The organism is Pseudomonas sp. NPDC086581 (assembly GCF_044746165.1).
GTDB lineage: Bacteria > Pseudomonadota > Gammaproteobacteria > Pseudomonadales > Pseudomonadaceae > Pseudomonas.
The window spans coordinates 1-19228 of sequence record NZ_JBIVBR010000002.1; the positions used below are offsets into that span (position 1 = coordinate 1).

General features: G+C 64.5%; 22 protein-coding genes. 13 read left to right on the forward strand and 9 right to left on the reverse strand.

Annotation, left to right across the window (positions count from 1 at the left end; translation table 11 throughout):
• Window positions 1–303: 303 nt before the first annotated feature.
• Complete coding sequence (locus ACIPK7_RS04195; protein WP_192431462.1) at window positions 304–1203, reverse strand: MerR family transcriptional regulator; 900 nt, start codon at window positions 1201–1203, stop codon at window positions 304–306.
• A gap of 122 nt (window positions 1204–1325) precedes the next feature.
• Here ACIPK7_RS04195 and ACIPK7_RS04200 point away from each other — a divergent pair, with 122 nt between their 5' ends.
• The 7 genes from ACIPK7_RS04200 to ACIPK7_RS04230 all read left to right on the forward strand — a co-directional run bounded on the left by ACIPK7_RS04200 (window position 1326) and on the right by ACIPK7_RS04230 (window position 6856).
• Window positions 1326–1778 (forward strand): PAS domain-containing protein, encoded by a 453-nt coding sequence (locus ACIPK7_RS04200; RefSeq protein WP_401085638.1) that lies wholly within the window; start codon window positions 1326–1328, stop codon window positions 1776–1778.
• Between the two features lie 109 nt (window positions 1779–1887).
• On the forward strand, window positions 1888–2310 hold the full coding sequence (locus tag ACIPK7_RS04205; RefSeq protein WP_192431460.1) for a nuclear transport factor 2 family protein: 423 nt from the start codon (window positions 1888–1890) through the stop codon (window positions 2308–2310).
• Window positions 2307–3062, forward strand: coding sequence for an SDR family oxidoreductase (locus ACIPK7_RS04210; RefSeq protein ID WP_192431459.1), 756 nt, complete (start codon window positions 2307–2309; stop codon window positions 3060–3062). Before ACIPK7_RS04205 ends, ACIPK7_RS04210 begins: the two co-directional genes overlap by 4 nt.
• 3 nt (window positions 3063–3065) lie before the next feature.
• Window positions 3066–4313: an NAD(P)/FAD-dependent oxidoreductase gene (locus ACIPK7_RS04215; protein ID WP_401085642.1), complete on the forward strand. Its 1248-nt coding sequence runs from the start codon at window positions 3066–3068 to the stop codon at window positions 4311–4313.
• The gene (locus ACIPK7_RS04220; protein WP_401085645.1) at window positions 4310–5122 is read left to right on the forward strand and encodes a DUF1365 domain-containing protein; all 813 of its coding nucleotides are present in this window, start codon (window positions 4310–4312) and stop codon (window positions 5120–5122) included. The genes ACIPK7_RS04215 and ACIPK7_RS04220 overlap by 4 nt, the downstream gene beginning before the upstream one ends.
• Window positions 5097–6365 (forward strand): class I SAM-dependent methyltransferase, encoded by a 1269-nt coding sequence (locus ACIPK7_RS04225; protein ID WP_401085648.1) that lies wholly within the window; start codon window positions 5097–5099, stop codon window positions 6363–6365. The genes ACIPK7_RS04220 and ACIPK7_RS04225 overlap by 26 nt, the downstream gene beginning before the upstream one ends.
• A complete protein-coding gene (locus ACIPK7_RS04230; protein ID WP_401085651.1) occupies window positions 6365–6856 on the forward strand; it encodes a DUF2878 domain-containing protein in 492 nt (163 codons plus the stop codon). Before ACIPK7_RS04225 ends, ACIPK7_RS04230 begins: the two co-directional genes overlap by 1 nt.
• Here the strand turns inward: ACIPK7_RS04230 and ACIPK7_RS04235 are convergent.
• From ACIPK7_RS04235 to ACIPK7_RS04255, 5 genes are read right to left on the reverse strand one after another with little or no spacing between them, the layout of a single operon-like run.
• Window positions 6821–6976: a DUF2256 domain-containing protein gene (locus ACIPK7_RS04235; RefSeq protein ID WP_192431454.1), complete on the reverse strand. Its 156-nt coding sequence runs from the start codon at window positions 6974–6976 to the stop codon at window positions 6821–6823. The two genes, ACIPK7_RS04230 and ACIPK7_RS04235, sit on opposite strands and share 36 nt — an antisense overlap.
• Window positions 6973–8514, reverse strand: a complete 1542-nt coding sequence (locus tag ACIPK7_RS04240; RefSeq protein WP_401085654.1) for a cryptochrome/photolyase family protein — start codon at window positions 8512–8514, stop codon at window positions 6973–6975. The genes ACIPK7_RS04235 and ACIPK7_RS04240 overlap by 4 nt, the downstream gene beginning before the upstream one ends.
• On the reverse strand, window positions 8511–8816 hold the full coding sequence (locus ACIPK7_RS04245; RefSeq protein ID WP_192431452.1) for a DUF6482 family protein: 306 nt from the start codon (window positions 8814–8816) through the stop codon (window positions 8511–8513). The genes ACIPK7_RS04240 and ACIPK7_RS04245 overlap by 4 nt, the downstream gene beginning before the upstream one ends.
• 50 nt (window positions 8817–8866) lie before the next feature.
• The gene (locus tag ACIPK7_RS04250; protein WP_401085657.1) at window positions 8867–9421 is read right to left on the reverse strand and encodes a DUF3833 domain-containing protein; all 555 of its coding nucleotides are present in this window, start codon (window positions 9419–9421) and stop codon (window positions 8867–8869) included.
• Window positions 9418–9960 carry a chalcone isomerase family protein gene (locus tag ACIPK7_RS04255; RefSeq protein ID WP_401085660.1) on the reverse strand — a complete coding sequence of 181 codons (543 nt, stop codon included), beginning with the start codon at window positions 9958–9960 and terminating at the stop codon, window positions 9418–9420. Before ACIPK7_RS04255 ends, ACIPK7_RS04250 begins: the two co-directional genes overlap by 4 nt.
• 293 nt (window positions 9961–10253) lie before the next feature.
• Here ACIPK7_RS04255 and ACIPK7_RS04260 point away from each other — a divergent pair, with 293 nt between their 5' ends.
• Together ACIPK7_RS04260 and ACIPK7_RS04265 are read left to right on the forward strand one after the other, a co-directional pair.
• Complete coding sequence (locus ACIPK7_RS04260; protein ID WP_401085662.1) at window positions 10254–11318, forward strand: catalase family peroxidase; 1065 nt, start codon at window positions 10254–10256, stop codon at window positions 11316–11318.
• The gene (locus ACIPK7_RS04265) at window positions 11315–11881 is read left to right on the forward strand and encodes a cytochrome b (RefSeq protein ID WP_192431448.1); all 567 of its coding nucleotides are present in this window, start codon (window positions 11315–11317) and stop codon (window positions 11879–11881) included. The genes ACIPK7_RS04260 and ACIPK7_RS04265 overlap by 4 nt, the downstream gene beginning before the upstream one ends.
• 6 nt (window positions 11882–11887) lie before the next feature.
• Here the strand turns inward: ACIPK7_RS04265 and ACIPK7_RS04270 are convergent, their stop codons facing one another.
• The gene (locus ACIPK7_RS04270; protein ID WP_192431447.1) at window positions 11888–12103 is read right to left on the reverse strand and encodes a hypothetical protein; all 216 of its coding nucleotides are present in this window, start codon (window positions 12101–12103) and stop codon (window positions 11888–11890) included.
• Window positions 12104–12293: 190 nt separating this feature from the next.
• The gene (locus ACIPK7_RS04275; RefSeq protein WP_401085667.1) at window positions 12294–13742 is read right to left on the reverse strand and encodes an MFS transporter; all 1449 of its coding nucleotides are present in this window, start codon (window positions 13740–13742) and stop codon (window positions 12294–12296) included.
• 206 nt (window positions 13743–13948) lie between these two features.
• Between ACIPK7_RS04275 and ACIPK7_RS04280 the strand changes: the two genes are divergently transcribed.
• The 4 genes from ACIPK7_RS04280 (at window position 13949) to ACIPK7_RS04295 (ending at window position 18134) form a co-directional block, all read left to right on the forward strand.
• Complete coding sequence (locus ACIPK7_RS04280) at window positions 13949–14800, forward strand: LysR family transcriptional regulator (protein ID WP_401085670.1); 852 nt, start codon at window positions 13949–13951, stop codon at window positions 14798–14800.
• Window positions 14801–14901: 101 nt separating this feature from the next.
• Window positions 14902–15810, forward strand: a complete 909-nt coding sequence (gene glsB, locus ACIPK7_RS04285) for a glutaminase B (RefSeq protein WP_192431444.1) — start codon at window positions 14902–14904, stop codon at window positions 15808–15810.
• 229 nt (window positions 15811–16039) lie between these two features.
• Window positions 16040–17341 (forward strand): MFS transporter, encoded by a 1302-nt coding sequence (locus ACIPK7_RS04290; RefSeq protein WP_401085673.1) that lies wholly within the window; start codon window positions 16040–16042, stop codon window positions 17339–17341.
• A gap of 16 nt (window positions 17342–17357) precedes the next feature.
• Window positions 17358–18134 carry a substrate-binding domain-containing protein gene (locus ACIPK7_RS04295; protein WP_401085675.1) on the forward strand — a complete coding sequence of 259 codons (777 nt, stop codon included), beginning with the start codon at window positions 17358–17360 and terminating at the stop codon, window positions 18132–18134.
• Here the strand turns inward: ACIPK7_RS04295 and ACIPK7_RS04300 are convergent.
• Window positions 18120–19028: a LysR family transcriptional regulator gene (locus ACIPK7_RS04300; protein ID WP_401085678.1), complete on the reverse strand. Its 909-nt coding sequence runs from the start codon at window positions 19026–19028 to the stop codon at window positions 18120–18122. The two genes, ACIPK7_RS04295 and ACIPK7_RS04300, sit on opposite strands and share 15 nt — an antisense overlap.
• Window positions 19029–19228 lie beyond the last annotated feature (200 nt).

Below are 19228 nucleotides of genomic sequence, written 5' to 3' on the forward strand. Positions count from 1 at the left end.
CGACATCGGCCAGGGCCTGGCCAGCCGCGAGGAGCAGTGGCAGCGCGGTGAAATCGCCAATCCCTGACGGCCCGCCCTGAATGAAAAAGCCCCGGCATTTACCGGGGCTTTTTCATGAGTACGATTGTCCGCACATGGATTCCCCCTCCAGGGAATCATTTATCTTGACCCGAAATCCGCGGGTCTTTGGCTACCGCGAGTTGACCCTGCCGGCCATCAAGATTTAACGCGGGACGTGTGCAGCGAATATACTGTACTAGCTATTTGAGTCGTACGGATTTTGGCGACTCGAGCGGCGGGCGATTAAAGCTCCAAGGCACCGCTTAGCATCAATCGCAGCCTCCGTGCGCCGAGGGCCGGACTGCTTCCCAGGGCCACCATGGGCACCCCCGAAGAGGCGCTGGCGATCCTCTCGGCCGCTTCGCCGATCAAGGCCAGCGGACATTCGATCGCCATCTGCAGTCGATCCAGACGTTTGATCGCATCCGCCGACAAGTCCACGTGGGCGACCAGTACGAGTGCAGCCGGGCGCATCGCCGCGCCAACCAGCGGCAGCTCGTCCAGTGGCGCGCCCGGCAGAACTTGGACGCGCAGATCGTCGCCGCCCAGCAGCAGGCCTGTGGCCAGCAATTCGAATTCCCGCGTGGTACCGGCAGCATCGGCCAGCAGCACCCCGGCGCCAAGCGCACGGCTCATTTGCAGGCGCAGCAGCACTCGGGCGCGCAGGAAGGCGTCAAGAAAGCCCCACTGGCTGCGGGCGCCATAGCCGTTGAGCGTCAGCAGGGAACGCCACAGCGGCAGGAGGATGTCCTCCAGCAGTGTGGCGCTGGGAAAGATGCTGTAGGCCTGACCGTAGAGGCGGTCGAGTTCGCTCTGGTCGAATGCCGCAGCGGCCCTGGAAAAAGCTTCACGCCACTGCAAGCGCTCATCGTCGGGCTGGGCCGATTCCTGCCGCTGGCGTTGGGCAAGCAACTCGCCGATCTTGCCCACCGGCATGCCACGACCGGTCCATAGCAGGATGTCCTGGATGGTCTGCAGATCCCGGGGGGTGTACAGCCGATGGCCGCCATCGGTGCGCAGCGGGCTGACCAGGCCGTAGCGGCGCTCCCACGCTCGCAGGGTCACCGGATTGACGCCAGTGAGGCGCACGATCTCGCGCATGGGCAGGAGGTCGCTGGGGGCGGTATCGGACAGGTCGTTCATAGCGCGGCCAGGCGGCAAGGGAACACGGATTGTAAACCAGTCGCAAGGTTTGTGGCCCAGCTAGGCAGTACCCGGCCACCCGACTACCCTAGGCGGATCGCAGCGAACCGAAGGGAAAACCCATGATCAACGCCAAGCTCCTGCAATTGATGGTCGAAGCTTCCAACGACGGCATCGTGGTGGCCGAGCAGGAGGGGGAGGACAGCATCCTGATCTATGCCAACGCAGCGTTCGAACGCCTGACCGGCTTCGCCGTAGATGACATCCTCTATCAGGACTGCCGTTTCCTGCAGGGCAGCGAGCGGCAGCAGGCGGGTTTGGCGGCCGTGCGCGAGGCGATCCGCAGCGGGCAACCCTGTCGCCAGGTGCTGCACAACTTCCGCAAGGACGGCACGCCTTTCTGGAACGAGCTGTCAATCACGCCGGTACGTAACGAAGCGGACCAGCTCACGTACTTCATCGGCATCCAGCGCGATGTCAGCCGCGAAGTCGCGGCTCAGGAGCGCGTGCGCGAACTGGAGGCGGAGGTTGAGGCGCTCAAGGAGCAACTCGGCGCGCTGAACCGTAACCAATGACCTGCACTAAAAATTGTACAAGGCGACTTGATTTGTACAATTAATGCCGTAGGCTTCGCTTATATCTGTACAGAAATATTTGGCTGTACAGTATTTTTCGGAGCCTGCCATGTCTTCGTTTCTGCAATCCTTCGCCAGGCGTTTCGCCGAGCTCGACGCTGCGAGTCTCCATCGCCTGGACGAGTTGTACAGCCCAGCCGTGCGTTTCCAGGATCCGTTGCACCGGGTGGACGGCCTCGCCGACTTGCGCCGCTACTTCGCGTCGCTCTACGCCAATGTGCAGGGGCTGCGCTACGACTTCCACGGATTCGACGAGGTCGCCCCGGGGCAGGGCTACCTGCGCTGGACCCTGCTTTACCGCCACCCGCGCCTGGCCGGCGGCGCGCTTATTGCCGTGGATGGGTGCAGCCATCTTCGCTGGGGCGAGCGCGTCGAGTTTCACCGGGACTACTTCGATGCGGGCGCGCTGCTCTATGAGCACTTGCCCGTCATGGGCGGCGTCATCGGCTGGCTGAAGCGGAGGCTGGCATGAGCCGCATCTGGCTGACGGGCGCCAGCAGCGGCATTGGCGCCGCCCTGGCCGAGCAACTGCTCGATGACGGCCATAGCCTGGCAGTGACGGCGCGTCAGGCGTCAGCGTTGCAGTCCCTGGCCGAGCGTTACGGTGAGCGGGTGCTGGTGGTTCCTGGCGATATCTCGGACGCCAGGCAGGTTGACCTCATCGCGCGACGCATCCAGCAGGCCTGGGGCGCACTGGATCGTGTCGTGCTGAATGCTGGAACTTGCGAGTACCTGGAACCCGGACAATTCGATGCGACACTGGTGGAGCGGGTGGTGAAAACCAACCTGCTGGGTACCGCGCATTGCATCCAGGCATGCCTACCGCTGCTGCGCCAGGGGGGACGCCCGCATCTGGTGGTGGTCGGCAGCTCAGTGTCCTGGCTGGCGTTGCCCCGCGCCGGCGCTTACGGAGCATCCAAGGCGGGGCTGCGTTACCTGCTTGAATCGCTGCGTATCGACCTGGCAGGCGAGGGTATCGACACGACGCTGGTGAGCCCTGGTTTCGTGGATACACCACTGACCCGGCGCAACGATTTCCCCATGCCAATGGTTTGGCCGGTAGAGCGAGCAGCCCGGCACATCGTCCAGCGTCTTGACGCCCGGCCGCTGGAGATCGCCTTTCCCCGACCTTTCATCCTGATGCTGCGGCTGCTGGGGAGCTTGCCCGCCGGTTGGCGCCTTGGACTCGGTCGCCGCCTGGCGCGCCGCGCCGCGGAGGCCTGAGCCATGCGCATTGCGATCATCGGCAGCGGCATTTCCGGTCTGACCTGCGCCCACCTGCTGACCCGCCAGCACGAGCTCACCGTCTTCGAGGCCAGCGATTGGATTGGTGGCCACACCCATACCGTGGATGTCGACTGGCAGGGCAAGCGTTACGCTATTGATACCGGCTTCATCGTTTTCAATGACTGGACCTACCCGCGCTTCATCCAACTGCTGACACGTCTGGGCGTCGCCACCCGGCCTACTGAGATGAGCTTCTCGGTACACGATCCGGCCAGTGGGCTGGAATACAACGGCCATAACCTCAATACCCTGTTCGCCCAGCGGCGCAATCTGCTTTCGCCCGGCTTCTGGGGGATGCTGCGCGACATCCTGCGCTTCAATCGCGAAGCGCTCGAAGACCTCGCTGAGCAGCGTATTCCGCCGACGCTGACGCTGGGCGACTACCTGCGTGCCGGCGGATACGGTGAGCGCTTCGCCGAGCATTACATCGTGCCCATGGGCTCGGCGATCTGGTCGATGTCGCGCGCCCGCATGCTGGATTTCCCGCTGCAGTTCTTTGTTCGCTTCTTCGTCAACCATGGGCTGCTCTCGGTGAATGAGCGGCCGCAATGGCGGGTAGTGGAGGGCGGCTCGCGCAGCTATGTGGCGCCCTTGACAGCGGGCTATCGCGAGCGAATCCGCCTGAACTGCCCGGTGCACCGCGTCAGGCGGGATGGGCAGGGTGTGGAGGTATTCAGCGCCGCGGGAAGCGAGCGCTTCGACAAGGTCGTTTTCGCCTGCCACAGCGACCAGGCCCTGGCCCTGCTCGATGCCCCCAGCGCAGAGGAGCAGGCGGTGCTCGGCGCGCTGCGCTATGCCAGCAACGAAGTCATCCTGCACACCGACACCCGCCTGCTGCCGAGCCGCCGACGCGCCTGGGCGAGCTGGAACTATCGGCTCGGCGGCCCGCCGCAGGCACCCGCCGCGCTCACCTACGACATGAACCTGCTGCAGGGGATCGAGGCGCCGGTCACCTTCTGCGTGAGCCTCAACCAGACAGAGCAGATCGATCCGGCCAAGGTGCTGGCGCGCTTCGTCTACGCCCACCCGCAGTTCAGCCTTGCCGGCATCGCGGCGCAGGCCAGGCGCGGCCTGTTGCAGGGGCGGCAGCATAGTTATTTCTGCGGAGCCTACTGGGGCAATGGCTTCCACGAGGACGGCGTGGTCAGCGCCCTGGAAGTCGCCGGGCATTTCGGGGAGCGGCTATGAAGAGCAGCCTGTGCCGTGGCTGGGTGATGCACCGGCGCCTGCTGCCAAAGGTGCATGCCTTCCGATATCCGGTCGGCATGGTTCTGCTGGACCTGGCCGAACAGCCGTCCTTGATGCGGCTTTCGCCGCTGCTGCACGCCTGGCGCTTCGCCCCGCTGAGCTGGCGGCAGAGCGATTATCTGCCCGCCTGGACGGGGCGGGGGATGCCACTGGACGAAGCGGTGCGCTGCCTGCTGCGCGAAGCCCTGGGCGAGTCGCCCGCCGGCCCGATTCTTCTGCTCACCCAGCTGCGCAGCTGGGGCCTGTGGTTCAACCCGGTCAGTTTCTATTTTTGCCACGACCATGACGGCCGGCTGGCCGCGATTCTTTGCGAGGTGCGCAACACGCCCTGGCGCGAGCGCTTCCATTACGTGCTGCCGATAAAGCCCGGTGCGCCCCAGGAGCTCGCGGTCGCCAAGGCCTTCCATGTGTCGCCATTTCTGCCCAGGGAGATGGAATACCGCATGCGTTTTCTCATCGATCCGGCCCGCGTGCATGTGCACATGGAGAACTGGCGTGACGACCGTCTGGTGTTCCTCGCCCACCTCGATCTGCAGCGCGAGGCGCTGGACGGCACATCCCTGCGCCGGCACCTGCTGGCGTTTCCCTGGATGAGCCTGCGCACCGTTGCGGCCATCTACTGGCAGGCCCTGCGCCTGCTGTTCAAACGCGTCCCCGTTCACGACCACCAGGCCAGCGAACATCACCTGGCGGTCGGTCATTGCGCCGTCGAGGAGCCCGATCATGTCAGAACCCACCCTGAGCGCTGATAAGGCCGGCACCGCCGCGCCGCGGATCGGCAACCTGTTCCGTCACGCGGTGATCGCCCGCCTGCGCCAGCTGCGGTACGGCTGGCTTCAGGTGCGCCGTGGCGAGAGCCAGCTGGATTTCGGCGACCCGCTCAGCCCCCTGCGCGCGGTGATCGACGTGCACGACGATGCGGTCTGGGGCATGGTTGCCTGCAACGGTTCGATCGGCGCCGGGGAGGCCTACATCCATGGCTACTGGAGCAGCCCGGATCTCGCGGCGGTAACCCGCCTGTTCGTCGCCAACCTGTCGGTGCTCGATGCCATGGAAGGCGGCCTGGCACTCTTGGCCAGGCCCGCGCTGCGCGTGCTGCACTGGCTCAACCGCAACAGCCGCAGCGGTTCGCAGCGCAACATCAGCGCCCATTACGACCTGGGCAACGACCTGTTCGAGCGCCTGCTCGATCCGACGCTGATGTATTCCTCCGCCATGTTCCAGAACCCTTCGCAGAGCCTGGAGCAGGCACAGCTGAACAAGCTCGACGTCATCTGCCGCAAGCTGGAACTGCAGCCGCAGGATCACCTGCTGGAGATCGGCACCGGCTGGGGCAGCCTCGCGCTCTATGCCGCCACCCACTACGGTTGCCGCGTGACCACCACCACGTTGTCGAAGGAGCAGTACGCCTGCGCCCAATTCCGCATCCGCGAGTTCGGCCTGCAGGATCGAGTGACCCTGCTGCTGGAGGATTACCGCGAACTACGCGGGCGCTACGACAAGCTGGTGTCCATCGAGATGATAGAAGCGGTCGGCCATCGCTACCTGCCCGAGTATTTTCGCCGTTGCGCGGCCTTGCTGAAGGATGACGGCCTGATGCTGCTGCAGGCCATCACCATCCGCGACCAACGCTACGAGCAGGCGCGGCGTTCCGTGGACTTCATCCAGCGCTACATCTTCCCAGGCGGCGCGCTGCCTTCGATCACCAAACTGCTGCAGACCGCCACCGAGCACACGGAGCTCAATCTCGTCCACCTGGAAGATTTCGCCGGGGACTATGCGCGCACCCTGGGGCATTGGCGTGACAACCTGCGGCAATCGCGCGCCTCTCTGCTGGAGCTGGGCTATGACGAAAGCTTCCAGCGCCTGTGGGAGTTCTACCTGTGCTATTGCCAGGGCGGCTTCGAGGAGCGCGCCATCGGTGTGGCGCATCTGCTCTGGGCTGGGCCCGCGGCGCGCAGGTCGAGTCTGGCGGATCAGCTGGACGCCTGATGGACCGCCGACTGCCGCTGCTGGTAAACGCGGTCTGGCTGCAACTGGGATGGTGGGGTTGTGTGCTCGGTGCGCGGCATCAGGCTTTGCTGGCCGCGGTGGCGGTCGGGTTATTGCTGCACCTCAGCTTTTGCCGGCAAACGAAAGAGGAGGGGCAGGCGATACTCACTGTTGGCCTGTCCGGTTGTCTGCTGGACACCCTCCTGGGCTGGCTTGGGCTGTTTAATTTCGAGGGTGAGCTCCTGCCGGGCTGGCTCGCCCTGCTGTGGCTGGTCTTTGCCAGCGGGTTGCGGCACAGCCTTGCCTGGGCCGCGCGACCGATGTGGCGGGGTGCCTGCGTGGGCGCCTTGGGTGGCCCGCTGGCCTATTGCGCCGGCGCTCCGCTGGCTGGAGTCGATCTTCCGTTGGGCTTGGGTTTCACGGCGCTGGCACTGGCACTGCTTTGGACGGCCTGGCTACCGCTGATGCTGCGCCTCGCGCTTGGCCGGTGAGCGGCGGCAGCGCTGCGAGCAGTAGCGCACCTCATCCCAGCAGCGCGCCCAACGCCGCCGCCAGCTGAACGGACGGCCGCAGACCAGGCAGGTCTTCTCCGGCAGGTGCGTTTTTTTCACAGCGCTTGTCCCGCATCCAGCCGCGCCAGCAAAGCCTCGCCGCGCTGCCACAGGGCGAGGCTGCGCTGCTCGTCCATGCGTTGCAGGTTGCGATACGCCATGGCCAATCGCGGATTAGCGCCGAGCCGCTCGCGGTGCCGCATGAGGAAGTGCCAGTACAGCGCATTGAAGGGGCAGGCATCCTCCCCGGTCGCCTGGTCGACCCGGTAGCGGCAGGCCCCGCAGTGGTCGGACATGCGCTGGATATAGCGCCCGCTCGCGCAGTAGGGCTTGGAGCCCAGGTAGCCGCCATCGGCGTGCATCACCATGCCCAGCGTGTTGGGCAGCTCCACCCACTCGAAGGCATCCAGGTACACGGCCAGGTACCAGTCGCAGATGGCCGGCGGAGCGATGCCCGCCAGCAGGGCGAAGTTGCCGGTGACCATCAGCCGCTGGATGTGGTGCGCGTAGCCGAATTCCAGTGTCTGGCCGATGGCCTGGGCCATGCAGCGCATGTCGGTCCGGCCGGTCCAGTAGAACTCCGGCAACGGCCGGCGATTGCCCAGCGCGTTGAGCTGCGCGTATTCGGGCATGCGCAGCCAGTAAATGCCGCGCACGTATTCCCGCCAGCCGATCAATTGACGGATGAAGCCTTCGGCGGCGTTCAGCGGCGCGAGTCCCCGGCGATAGGCCTGCTCCACGTCGCTGGCCAGCTGGCGCACGTCCAGCAGGCCGATGTTCAGCGCGGCGCTGATGCGGGCATGGAACAGGAAGGGTTCGCCCTCGGCCATGGCGTCCTGGTAATCGCCGAACGCTGGCAGGGAGAACTCCAGGAAGTGTTGCCAGAGTTCCTGGGCCTGAATGTGGGTCACCGGGTAGTCGAATCCCTCCAGACGACCGTAGTGATCGTCAAAACGCTTGCCGACCAGTTGCATGACGTCGCGGGTGATACCGTCCTGCTCGAAGCGGGCGGGGAAGGGGCCGTGCAGCCCGCGCGGCAGCGGCTTGCGATTGTCCGAGTCGAGGTTCCAGGTGCCGCCGACGGGACGGCCATCGGGTTCCATCAGCAGCCCGGTGCGCTGGCGCATCACGCGGTAGAAGTGCTCCATGCGCAACTGCCTGCGCGCTCCTGCCCAGCGCGCGAACTCATCGCGACTGCAGAGAAAACGGTGATCTTCATGCCAGGTCAGCGACACCTTGCCGCTGCGCAGCGCCTGCTCCAGACGCCATTCGCCGCATTCGGTGAAATGAACCTCGGGATAACCCAGAGTGACGTGCCAGCGTTCGACTTCGCCGACGATGTTGCCACTGTTAGCGGGATCGTCCAGCGTCGTGTAGATCACCCGCCAGCCCCGTTCTCGCAGCGCCTGGGCGAAGTGGCGCATGGCGCTGAAGATGAGCACGATCTTCTGCGGATGATGAGGCACGTAGCGGGCTTCCTGGTCCACCTCGGCCATCAGGATAGCGTCCCGCTCAGGGTCCAGCGCGTCGAACAGGGACAGCTCGAAGCTGAGCTGGTCTCCCAGCAGCAGACCCAGCCGGCGCGGCTTGTACGTCATGCGCGGGGCTCCAGGGAAAGCGGCACGCGCAGCGGCTCGACCGCCGTCGGATGCGAGGCGCAGATTTCGTCATGGGCGCAGTGCTGGACCAGTTCGCACGGCAGCGAGGCCCATTCGCCCAGCGCCTCGCGCACCTGGGTGGTGGAGCGCAGGTGCAGGACCTGCCCGCTTTCATCGCGAATCGGCCGCAAGCCCTCGGCCAGGCGAGCCTGCAGGACGTAGAAGCCGCCCTCCAGGGAAATCACCTCGAAACCCTGGATACGCCCGGCGGCTACGGCATGGGCGAGGTCTTGCAGTGTCATGGTTAGCTCCTGGCCGGCAGCGCGGCTGATAAATGAGGTGGGCGCCTTGCTCAGCTCCTGCCGGGATTCCCGGCGCCCTCGCGGCGGAAGAACAAGGTCACCTGGCCCAGCTCGACGCCGAATTTGCGCATGCTCGACCGGTTGATCAGCGTGTCGTCGTCCATCAGGTACATCCAGTCGTCGAAGCTGACTTTCCAGGTGCTTCCGTCCACGTCCAGATTCAGGTCGTAGCGCCAGCGCAGTGCGTTGCCGGCTATCTCTCCCAAGGCTTCGCCGACCACGTCGGCAGCACGCCCGCGCCAGCGGTTGGCGCCGTCCGGCGTCAGGGTCCAGATACGTTGCTGGCGAGTGCCATCGCTATAGCGGAAGCGCTCGTCAAGGATCAGCCGTTCACCTTCGCGGCGGCTGGTGATGTCCACCTCGAAGCGCTTGACCACTTCACCGGAGGGCTTCTGGAAGATGCCCCAGGCTTTCACCGGCCCGGCGAAGAATGCGGGCAGGTCCAGGGTGGGACGCTCATGGGCGTAGTGCTCGACGCCGACATTGCCGCAGCTGCCCAGCAGCAGGCAGAGGGCGAGTTGGAACAGGCGCAGGGTCAACTTCATTGCGGGTCTCCGTTCAGGCCCAGCAGATCCCGGCGCAGCTCTGGATTGCGCGTGCGCGGGTCCAGCCAGATGGAAAAGAACGCCCGGGCGAAGCGGGTATCAGCGACCACGTGGCTCGGCTTGCCGTCGACATAGAAGCGGCAGCCCTCGTCGGGCAGGTAGACGCCGGTGATTCGTTGCCCAGCCTTGACATCGACGAAGGCCCGGCGCATCTCACCGGCCCAGGAAGCCAGCAGGGTTTCGTCGACGCTGCCCTGGCGGCGCATCTCGTCAAGGCTGGCCTGTACCAGGGTGTCCCGGGACAGCTCGCGGCGATAGACCAGTTCCAGGGCGAAGGCATGCGCCCAGTCAGGTGTGCGTGCTGCGCTCCACAGGTTTGCCTCGTAGACAACGAAACCGAACCAGCTGAACTGGCCCTGGCCGACCTGCGTGGCGCCGGGAATCTCCCCCCGCCAGTCCGCGCAGCTCGGCTGCGCCCAGAGGCCGCAGAGCATGACGATGCTCAGGGAGAGCGGGCAGAAAGTGGTGGTTGCGCGCATGAATCGAGCTCCAGATACCTATCCTGATACTTATACAAAAATAAATTAATGTACAGATATCGGATGAATGGCCGGAAAGCAGGGCGACGCATCGCTTATCGGATCCAGCGGATAAATGGGGGTGGGTCTTGGCGTCGGAGAGCGGTCCGGTCCACCGGGATCAAGTCGGTGATGATCACATCGCTGCATACAACTGTTGCATTAAATTGTGTGCATGCTTTGTTATTTGTATAGATAATGATCGCGTTCTGTCGCCACTGCAGCGATGCCCTTGGCCCGCCGATGACGAGACCATGCCAAACGACCCTGATCTGACTCGAAACCAACGCTTGCTGCGCGGCGTCGCCATAGCCGGCGTACTCTGCGGTGCCACCGGCCTGTTCGCCTGGAGCGCCGGCTGGCTCGGCGCCCATCCGCTCACCAGCGCCCAGTTGATCGATCGCCTGGAGGCCAACGCCGGCGTCTATCCGGGATACCGTCGCGCCCATCCGCGGGGCATTTGCTTCAGTGGTTACCTGGAGATGAACGGCGCCCTGGCTCCGCTCTCCCGGGTGTCATTGCTGCAGCCGGGACGGGTGCAGGTGCTCGGGCGTCTGTCGGTAGGCGCGGGCAACCCCCACGCCGCGGATACCAGCGTGCCGGTGCGCAGCATGGCGCTGCTGGTGCGTCAGCCGGACGGGCAGCAGTGGCGCATGGCGATGAATAACCCACCGGTGCTCCCCGTGCGGACGCCGGAGGACTTCTACGAGCAGTTGGGGGCGATGCGCCCGGACCCGGCGACCGGCAAGAGCGACCCCGCGCGCGTCAAGGCCTTCTTCGACGCACACCCCGAAAGCGACGAGTTCCGCGCCTGGGCGGCGTCCTACCGGCCGAGCGACAGTTTCGCCAGCACGGCTTACAACAGCATCAATGCCTTCCTGCTGGTCGATGCAAAGGGCCAGCGCCAGGCCGTGCGCTGGTCGATGGTGCCGCAGCTGGCCGCCACACCGCTGGGCGCTGCGGGCGTAGCCGACGATGCACTGCAGCAGGACCTGTTGCTGCGCCTGCAATCGGGGCCGTTGCGCTGGACGTGGCGCTTCGTCTTCGCAGGTGCCGACGATGATGTGGATGACCCGACCCATTCCTGGCCGGCCGAGCGCAGGCAGATCGAGGCCGGTACCCTGGTGGTGGAGCAGGCTCGCGCGCAGCTGGAGGGAGACTGCTACGGCTTCAACTTCGATCCGCTGGTCCTGCCCCAAGGCGTCGAACCCAGTGGCGATGCCATCCTGCGCGCCCGATCTTCGGCCTACGCGCAGTCCTACCGGCGGCGGACTCTCGAAGGCCAGCCGTCCAGCCAGCACCAGGGAGCACAACCGTGAACGCGCCTGTCGAGTCCTTCCATCCGCTGCTCCGCCTGCTACATGGTCTGATGGCCGTGCTGGTGATCGCCACGCTGTTCGTTGGCGTCACCATGGTCGCCAGCGTCGGTGGCAGCCAGCCGCAGCTGGTCGCCTGGCACAAGCAGTTGGGGCTGGCCTTGCTGGTGCTTCTGCTGGTGCGCCTGCTGGTTCGCGCTGTCACGGCGCGCCCCGCGCTGCCGGCTTCGGTGACGCCCTGGCAACGGCGCCTGGCATGCGCGGTGCATTTCGCGCTGTATGCCCTGTTGCTCGGGCAGATCCTGGTTGGCTGGGCCATGCAGGGCGCCGCGGACTTTCCGCTGCGCTTCGCGCACTGGCTTGTACCGGCGCTGGTCGGTGCCAATCCGGACCTCTACGGCATCCTGCGTTGTGTTCACGCCTGGATCGCCTACGGTCTCTTTGCCCTGATCCTCCTGCATGCCGCCGCGGCGCTGGTCCATGCTCTGCTGCGGCGCGACGGTGTCTGGTCGAGCATGTGGCGGGTTCGTTCTCGCAGGAAAGAGCAGGGCAACCCGGCGCGCTGACTGGGCCTAGCTGCCGGCTTGCCGCGCAATCAGTTCTGCCAGGGCTTCGCCGATGAGTTCGTTGTTCGCTTCGAGAACCAGCAGATGATGCCGGACAGCTTGCGAGGTGTCCGATGCGCCGCTGGCGTCCGCCCAGTCGGCGAGCTCGCGGATGGCGGCGCTGGTGGCATTGATGTTCTGGTTGATGCGGCAGACCAGCGAGGGGAGGGGGTTGGTGTTCATGATGACCTCCGCAGAGACGTCTGAGCACTCAAGAAGCAAGAAAGGCCGTATCTGTCGATACGGCCTTGGGGCGTGCGGCTGCTGCTCTCCAAGCCGCACGACAGGAAAAATCTACCAAAAATCGTTGCGGATTCAAGCCCTGCCAGAGGCAAGCCTGGGCGAAGGCAAAGCCGATGCCCGTTGATCCTGCTTACGGGGATTTGGGGCTGTCTGGGCGCGGCGCCGAAGCATAAAGCGCAAGCAGCGCGGACAGGCCAAGGCTCAGGGCGATGCCCAGCAGCGCGGCGATAAAGCCTCGGCCAAGCGTGGCCGGGCTGTGGGTGGGTGCGCTGACAGCATAGAACAGGCCGCCGAACACCGCTACGCCGAGAGCGGCGCTGATCTGCAATGCCGAATTGACCAGGCCGGAAACCATCCCGGAGCCGCCGGAGGGCGCGCGGTCGATCACGCTTCGAATCAGGGTCGGCAATGCCCTGCCCTGACCAAAACCCAGCAGCCCGACTCCCGTGATCAGCGGCACCAGGGCGGGCCGCTCGCTCGCCGCAGAAAAACCTACTGTGACGGCCAGGATCAGGCATCCCAGCGCCTCGAGCAGCATTCCCAGGGTTGGTACCCAACGGCCGAAATAGCGTATGGCAATCGGGGTGGTCAGCGGACCGACCAGAAAGCCAACCCCAAAGGGCACGAACATCAGGCCGGTGACCACGGGCGAAGCGCCAAGGGCGTCCTGCAGGTACACCGAAAAGGTCAGAAAGAACGCCGACACCACGTAGAAAAACAGCGCGCTGAGCAGACCTGCCAGCAGGCGCGGCGACCGCACCAACTGGGGGCTGAGCAGCGGTGTGCCGCCGCGTCGCTCGAGGGCTGCCTCATGACGCCAGAAACCCAAGGTAACCAGGGACGCGCTCAACAGCATCAGGCACAGCCACCACGGCCAGCCCAGCTCGCGGCCCTGCACCAGCGGTACCACCAGCAGCGCCAGCGTCAGGGCGCAGAGCAGCACGCCGGGACGATCCAGCGATGCCGGGGTGGCGCTGCGGGTGTCAGGCAAAAAGGGCATGCCGAAGAGGAATACGGCGGCCACGATGGGCAGATTGATCAGAAAGATCGCCCGCCACTGCAGCCCGAACACGTCGGCTGCAATCAGCACGCCGCCAAGGACCTGAGCGGCCACGGTGGCAAACCCAAGTGCCGCACCATAGACCGCCAACGCCCGCGAGCGCTCCTGCTCGGGAAACAGGGCATGGATGGATGCCAACCCCTGCGGCGCCATGGCGGCGGCGCTCAGCCCCTGCAGCACCCGGCCGACAATCAGCACCGACGGCGAAGGCGCCAGCCCACAGATCAGCGACGCCATCCCGAAGCCTGCCATGCCCGCCAGAAACACCCGGCGCCGGCCAAACAGGTCGCCCAGGCGCCCACCGGTAATCAGAAAAACCGCGTAGGTGGCCGCATAGGCCGAGATCACCCACTCAATCTGTGTCGGCGTCGCCCTCAGCCCCTGGGCAATGGACGGCAGGGCCACATTGACGATGAAGAAATCCAGTGGGGGCAGGAATGCACCGGCCAGCAGCACCGCGAAGGCCAGCCAGCGCCGGGAGGGTGTGGCGGTGGCTGAGGCAGGGATGGAAAGAGTCATGGCAACACCTCCGGAAACGACGCCTGGCCGCCAGGTCGAATAGTCCCTGGCCGGGCCAGCGCAGCGCTACGTACACTATTGAACGGCGTCGAATTGGCCTGGCAATGCTGCCAGGCTGGACGTAGGCGTAGTTTGAAAGCCGGAAGGCGTTGGCGGGACTGCCATTGCTGCACATTGCACGTTCATTTTTGTAAGGGGGTGGCGGGGTGGAATGGGACGACTTGCGGTTTTTCCTGGCGATAGCCCGTGCCGGCTCTCTGGGGGCTGCGGCCAGACACCTGGGTGTCAGCCATCCCACCGTGGGCAGGCGCCTGCAGGCGCTGGAGCAGGCCAGCGGCCAGGCTTTCTTCCGGCGCACCAGCGAAGGCCTGGTGCCGACCGCGATGGGCGAGGGCACCCTGAATCTTGCCGAGGAAATGGAAAGCAGCGCCCTGGCCATTGCCCGGCGTATCGATGGCAGTGAGCAGCCCGAAGGCATCCTGCGTATTTCCTCCGCCGACTGGTTTGCCGGCTACGTGCTGGCGCCGGTGCTGAGCGAACTGGTGCGCCGCTACCCCGCCGTGGTGCCCGAGGTGATGGCGGGACAACGGCTATCGGACCTCTCCCGTCGCGAAGCGGACATTGCCTTTCGCATCATCCCTTTCGACCAGCCGGACATCGTGCAGCGCCGGTTGATGACGATGCCCTACGGCCTGTACACCAGCGCCGCCGTGCCCTTCGAGCCCGGCCCGGATGGCGCGGGCTGCAAGTTGATCCTGATGAATACCGCGCAGGCCTATTACCCCGACGTGTTGTGGCTCCAGCGCATGCTGCCTGCCGCGCCCACGGTGTTCACCAGCAGCAGCCGCACCGTGCAGGCGCGGATGTGCGCGCAGGGCCTGGGGGTGGCGGTCCTGCCGCGCTCGCTGGGCGACCAAGTGCCGGCCCTCATTCGTATTGAACTCAGCGAAGCACCGCCATCGCGTGATATCTGGATGGGCTACCACCAGGACATGCGGCGCCTGGACCGCCTGCGCGCGCTGGCAGAATTGGCCAGCGACATGCTGGGCAATCCCTGAGCGGGCGCCATTGGGTTTGCGCCAGTGTGATTTCTTCGGCGCCACCTGCGTCAAGAATGCTGCCCCGCGCTGTCCTCTGGGGTCTGATAACGGGGCCATCCATGCAAACGCTGTTGAACGAGATTCTCGAAGAAGTACGTCCCTTGATTGGCAAGGGCAAAGTGGCGGATTACATTCCCGCGCTCGCCGATGTGCCGGCGCAGCAGTTAGGCATCGCGGTCTATGGCAACGATGGCAGCTATCACTGCGCGGGCGATGCGTTGGTACCGTTTTCGGTGCAGAGCATTTCCAAGGTTTTCAGCCTGGTTCAGGCGATTGGCCACTCCGGTGAAGCGATCTGGGAGCGGTTGGGCCACGAGCCCTCGGGCCAGCCGTTCAATTCACTGGTGCAGCTGGAGTTCGAGCGCGGGCGCCCGCGCAACCCGTTCATCAATGCGGGGGCGTTGGTGATCTGCGATATCAACCAATCGCGCTTCGCCGCCCCCATCCTGTCGATGCGCGACTTCGTGCGACGCCTGTCGGGCAATCCCCACGTATCGATGGACGCCCGTGTGGCCGACTCGGAGTACCAGTTCCGCGCGCGCAACGCAGCCATGGCTTACCTGATGCAGTCCTTCGGCAACTTCAATAACGAGGTCGAGACGGTGCTGCGCAGTTATTTCAGCTACTGCGCCTTGCAGATGAACTGCCTGGATCTGGCGCGCGCCTTCTGCTTCCTGGCCAACGATGGGTTCTGCAAGCACAGCGGGGAGCAGATCCTGACCCGGCGCCAGACCCAGCAGGTGAACTCGATCATGGCCACCAGCGGGCTGTATGACGAAGCGGGGAACTTCGCCTACCGCGTCGGGCTGCCGGGCAAGAGTGGCGTTGGCGGTGGGATCGTGGCGATCGTGCCGGGGCAGTTCACCGTCTGCGTGTGGTCACCGGAGTTGAATGCAGCGGGTAACTCCTATGCCGGGATGGCGGCGCTGGAGTTGCTCAGCTCACGGATCGGCTGGTCGGTGTTCTGATCCGCGAGCGTGCCCGCGGCGGGCCAGTTCGTTCAGCTTGCCGGCCGCACATAACCGCCAGGCCACGCTGATCATGGCTCATCCGAGCGAAAACGAGCCTTTCGGTTGATTGATAAATTTCATGCATCAATGGATGCAAACATAGCACTTATCGTTTCAAAGTGTGTCGAGCAGAATCCAGCGACCTTAAGCGCCAACAAGCCTAAATAAGATCGCTGGAGAACTCCCTATGCATGCCTCCTCCAACCCAGGTGCGCAATCCGCCCGCTCCGAGGCGGGTGCCGTGTTCCGCGTCACCTCGGGCAACTTCCTCGAACAGTTCGATTTCTTTCTCTTTGGCTTTTATGCCACCCAGATCGCGGCCGTTTTCTTCCCCGCATCCAACGAATTTGCCTCGCTGATGATGACCTTCGCGGTCTTCGGCGCGGGCTTCCTGATGCGCCCGCTGGGAGCGGTGATTCTCGGGGCCTACATCGATGATGTGGGCCGCCGGAAGGGGTTGATCGTCACGCTGTCGATCATGGCCAGCGGCACCTTGCTGATCGTCCTGGTGCCGGGCTATTCCAGCATTGGTGCCTGGGCCCCTCTGCTCGTACTGGTGGGACGCCTGCTGCAAGGCTTTTCCGCCGGCGCCGAGCTGGGAGGCGTCTCGGTCTACCTGGCGGAAATGGCGACTGCCGGGCGCAAGGGCTTCTATACCAGTTGGCAGTCGGCAAGCCAGCAGGTGGCAATTGTCGTTGCGGCAGCCCTGGGTTACGGGCTCAACCAACAGATGTCCCCGACGATGATTGCGGATTGGGGCTGGCGGATTCCCTTTGCGATCGGCTGCCTGATCGTGCCGTTCATCTTCGTGCTTCGTCGTAGCCTGGAGGAAACCGAGGAGTTCGCCCGGCGTTCACAGCGCCCGACCATGAAGCAGGTGTTCGCCACGCTGGGGGAGAACTGGCGCGTCGTCCTGGCCGGCCTGCTGATGGTGGCGATGACGACCACGGCGTTCTATCTGATCACCGTGTATGCGCCGACCTTCGGCAAGACAGTCCTGAACCTCAGCACCACCGACGCCTTGCTCGTGACGCTGCTGGTCGGCATCTCGAACTTCATCTGGCTGCCCATTGGCGGGCACCTGAGCGATAGATTCGGGCGCAAACCGATGCTCGTTGCGATGACCTTACTGGCCATCTTCACCGCTTATCCCGCATTGTCCTTCCTGGCCCAGGCCCCGAGTTTCGGGCACATGCTGCAGGTATTGCTCTGGCTTTCGTTCATCTATGGCCTTTACAACGGGGCGATGATCCCGGCCCTCACCGAAATCATGCCGGTGGAAGTCCGCGTCGCCGGTTTCTCCCTTGCCTATAGCCTGGCGACAGCCGTATTCGGCGGATTCACCCCAGCCATCTCCACCTGGCTCATTCATCTGAGCGGCGATAAAGGCGCGCCAGGCTATTGGATGACATTCGCCGCAGTCTGTGCGCTTTGCTCGACCCTGGTGCTCTACCGCGGAAAGTCCTCGCGTACCCCCATTCCTGCCTGAACGAGGAATCTCTTCAATGAAAGCGCTCCAAAAGCACCTTGCCGTCCTGGCAGTCGGCCTTTGCACACTGGCCACCACTGTCCATGCAGAGCAGCTGAACGTCATGACCTCCGGCGGCTTCACCGCGGCCTTCCAGCGGCTGAGCCCGAAGTTTGCGCAGGCCAGCGGCGACACCGTCCAGACCATTCTCGGCCCCTCCATGGGCAAGGCCCCTGAAGCCATCCCCAACCGCCTGGCGCGGGGGGAGAATGCCGATGTGGTGATCATGGTCGGCTACGCACTGGATGAACTGATCAAGCAGGGCGTGGTGGATCCGGCGTCCAAGGTGGATCTGGCGGATTCGCGCATCGGCATGGTGGTCAAGCAGGGCGCTGCCAAACCGCAGATCGATACGGAGGAGGCCTTCAGGAAAACCTTGCTGGACGCCGGCTCGATTGCCTACTCGGACAGCGCCAGCGGCGTCTACATCCAGAACAAGCTGTTCAACCGACTGGGGGTGGAGCAGCAGGTCGGCTCTAAGGCCAGGATGATCGAGCGCATACCGGTTGCCTCGGTCGTCGCCTCGGGGCAGTACGAGATTGGTTTCCAGCAGGTCGCCGAGTTGCTGCCGGTTCCCGGGGTGACCCTGGTCGGCAAGATTCCCGAAAGCCTGCAATCGGTGACCCGCTACTCCGCCGGCATTCCGCGCAATGCGAAACACCTGCGGCAGGCGAAGGAACTGCTGTCCTATCTCGCGTCCACGACAGCGCAGCCGGTGGTGCAATCCACGGGGCTGGACTCAATCCCCAAGTAATTTTACCGGGGTACTTCTGACCAGCCTTTCCAGCTCAAGCGCAGCAGGCGTCAGCGTTCGCCCGCTGCGCTTGATCAGGCCGACGTTGCGCACCACCGCCGGCTCCTCCAGGGGAACGGCCTTTAGTAGGGGGTGACTGGTGCGGGGCATGGCAATGGACGGCACGGCAGCCACTCCCACGCCTGCTTCCACCAGCCCGATCGCGGTAGTGACGTGTCGCGTCTCGCAGATGCTGTGTCTGGACGGGACTACGCGCTTCAGCGCCTGGCTCAGGATCAGTCGGTTGCCGGATGACTTGTCCAGCGAGATGTAGTCGTGCTCGTACATCTCGGACCAGGTTACCGAGGTTCGATCCGCCAGTGGGTGGTCGCGTCTGCAGGCCATGACATAGCGCTCTTCGAGCAACAGATCGAAGGTCATTTCCGGGCTCAGGTTTCCGCTGAAGGTGACCCCGAAATCGGCTTCTCCACTGGCTACGGCAACGTTCACTTCATGCGCGCTGGAGTCCACAAGCATGATCTTGATGCGTGGATACAGGCGATGGAATTCGCTGATCACGTTGGGCATGAAGTAGTACGCGGCCGATGGCACGCAGGCGATGGTGACGCGCTCCATCCTGCTGGAGGCGACATCGGCAATGCTCATCAACGCAGTGTCCAGTTGGTCGAGTACGCGCTCCACTTCCGGAACGAAGGCTCGTCCCACGGCTGTCAGGCTTACCTTCCGGGTCGTCCTCTCGAACAGTCGTACGTTCAAGGCTGACTCCAGCTTCTCAATACGCCGGCTCAGCGCAGGCTGGGTAATCTTGACCGCCTCGGCAGCCTTACGAAAACTGCCGTTTTCCACGATTGCCCGGAATGCCTGGAGGTCGTCCAGATCGAAATTGATGCTCATTGGGTTCACCGGGAGATTGATAATCAGACGGCATCAATACCACCTTCACTCGCAGTCGGAAAAGCCTGAATGGCCGGTAGCGAGGCGACAGCCCCTGCTTTGCCGGTTCGCGAGCTGTCGCTGAGGCGAGAGACCGTACTGGCGTGGCGTTGATTGCCGGGGCCGGGGAAACGCCCTCGACTTTACGTGGCGCGAACCGT

What these genes read in the sequence shown, in the direction of transcription:
- ACIPK7_RS04195 (WP_192431462.1), bottom strand. Translation starts at nt 1,203, where the DNA reads ATGAACGACCTGTCCGATACCGCCCCCAGCGACCTCCTGCCCATGCGC.
- ACIPK7_RS04200 (WP_401085638.1), top strand. Translation starts at nt 1,326, where the DNA reads ATGATCAACGCCAAGCTCCTGCAATTGATGGTCGAAGCTTCCAACGAC.
- ACIPK7_RS04205 (WP_192431460.1), top strand. Translation starts at nt 1,888, where the DNA reads ATGTCTTCGTTTCTGCAATCCTTCGCCAGGCGTTTCGCCGAGCTCGAC.
- ACIPK7_RS04210 (WP_192431459.1), top strand. Translation starts at nt 2,307, where the DNA reads ATGAGCCGCATCTGGCTGACGGGCGCCAGCAGCGGCATTGGCGCCGCC.
- ACIPK7_RS04215 (WP_401085642.1), top strand. Translation starts at nt 3,066, where the DNA reads ATGCGCATTGCGATCATCGGCAGCGGCATTTCCGGTCTGACCTGCGCC.
- ACIPK7_RS04220 (WP_401085645.1), top strand. Translation starts at nt 4,310, where the DNA reads ATGAAGAGCAGCCTGTGCCGTGGCTGGGTGATGCACCGGCGCCTGCTG.
- ACIPK7_RS04225 (WP_401085648.1), top strand. Translation starts at nt 5,097, where the DNA reads ATGTCAGAACCCACCCTGAGCGCTGATAAGGCCGGCACCGCCGCGCCG.
- ACIPK7_RS04230 (WP_401085651.1), top strand. Translation starts at nt 6,365, where the DNA reads ATGGACCGCCGACTGCCGCTGCTGGTAAACGCGGTCTGGCTGCAACTG.
- ACIPK7_RS04240 (WP_401085654.1), bottom strand. Translation starts at nt 8,514, where the DNA reads ATGACGTACAAGCCGCGCCGGCTGGGTCTGCTGCTGGGAGACCAGCTC.
- ACIPK7_RS04245 (WP_192431452.1), bottom strand. Translation starts at nt 8,816, where the DNA reads ATGACACTGCAAGACCTCGCCCATGCCGTAGCCGCCGGGCGTATCCAG.
- ACIPK7_RS04250 (WP_401085657.1), bottom strand. Translation starts at nt 9,421, where the DNA reads ATGAAGTTGACCCTGCGCCTGTTCCAACTCGCCCTCTGCCTGCTGCTG.
- ACIPK7_RS04255 (WP_401085660.1), bottom strand. Translation starts at nt 9,960, where the DNA reads ATGCGCGCAACCACCACTTTCTGCCCGCTCTCCCTGAGCATCGTCATG.
- ACIPK7_RS04260 (WP_401085662.1), top strand. Translation starts at nt 10,254, where the DNA reads ATGCCAAACGACCCTGATCTGACTCGAAACCAACGCTTGCTGCGCGGC.
- ACIPK7_RS04270 (WP_192431447.1), bottom strand. Translation starts at nt 12,103, where the DNA reads ATGAACACCAACCCCCTCCCCTCGCTGGTCTGCCGCATCAACCAGAAC.
- ACIPK7_RS04275 (WP_401085667.1), bottom strand. Translation starts at nt 13,742, where the DNA reads ATGACTCTTTCCATCCCTGCCTCAGCCACCGCCACACCCTCCCGGCGC.
- glsB (WP_192431444.1), top strand. Translation starts at nt 14,902, where the DNA reads ATGCAAACGCTGTTGAACGAGATTCTCGAAGAAGTACGTCCCTTGATT.
- ACIPK7_RS04290 (WP_401085673.1), top strand. Translation starts at nt 16,040, where the DNA reads ATGCATGCCTCCTCCAACCCAGGTGCGCAATCCGCCCGCTCCGAGGCG.
- ACIPK7_RS04295 (WP_401085675.1), top strand. Translation starts at nt 17,358, where the DNA reads ATGAAAGCGCTCCAAAAGCACCTTGCCGTCCTGGCAGTCGGCCTTTGC.
- ACIPK7_RS04300 (WP_401085678.1), bottom strand. Translation starts at nt 19,028, where the DNA reads ATGAGCATCAATTTCGATCTGGACGACCTCCAGGCATTCCGGGCAATC.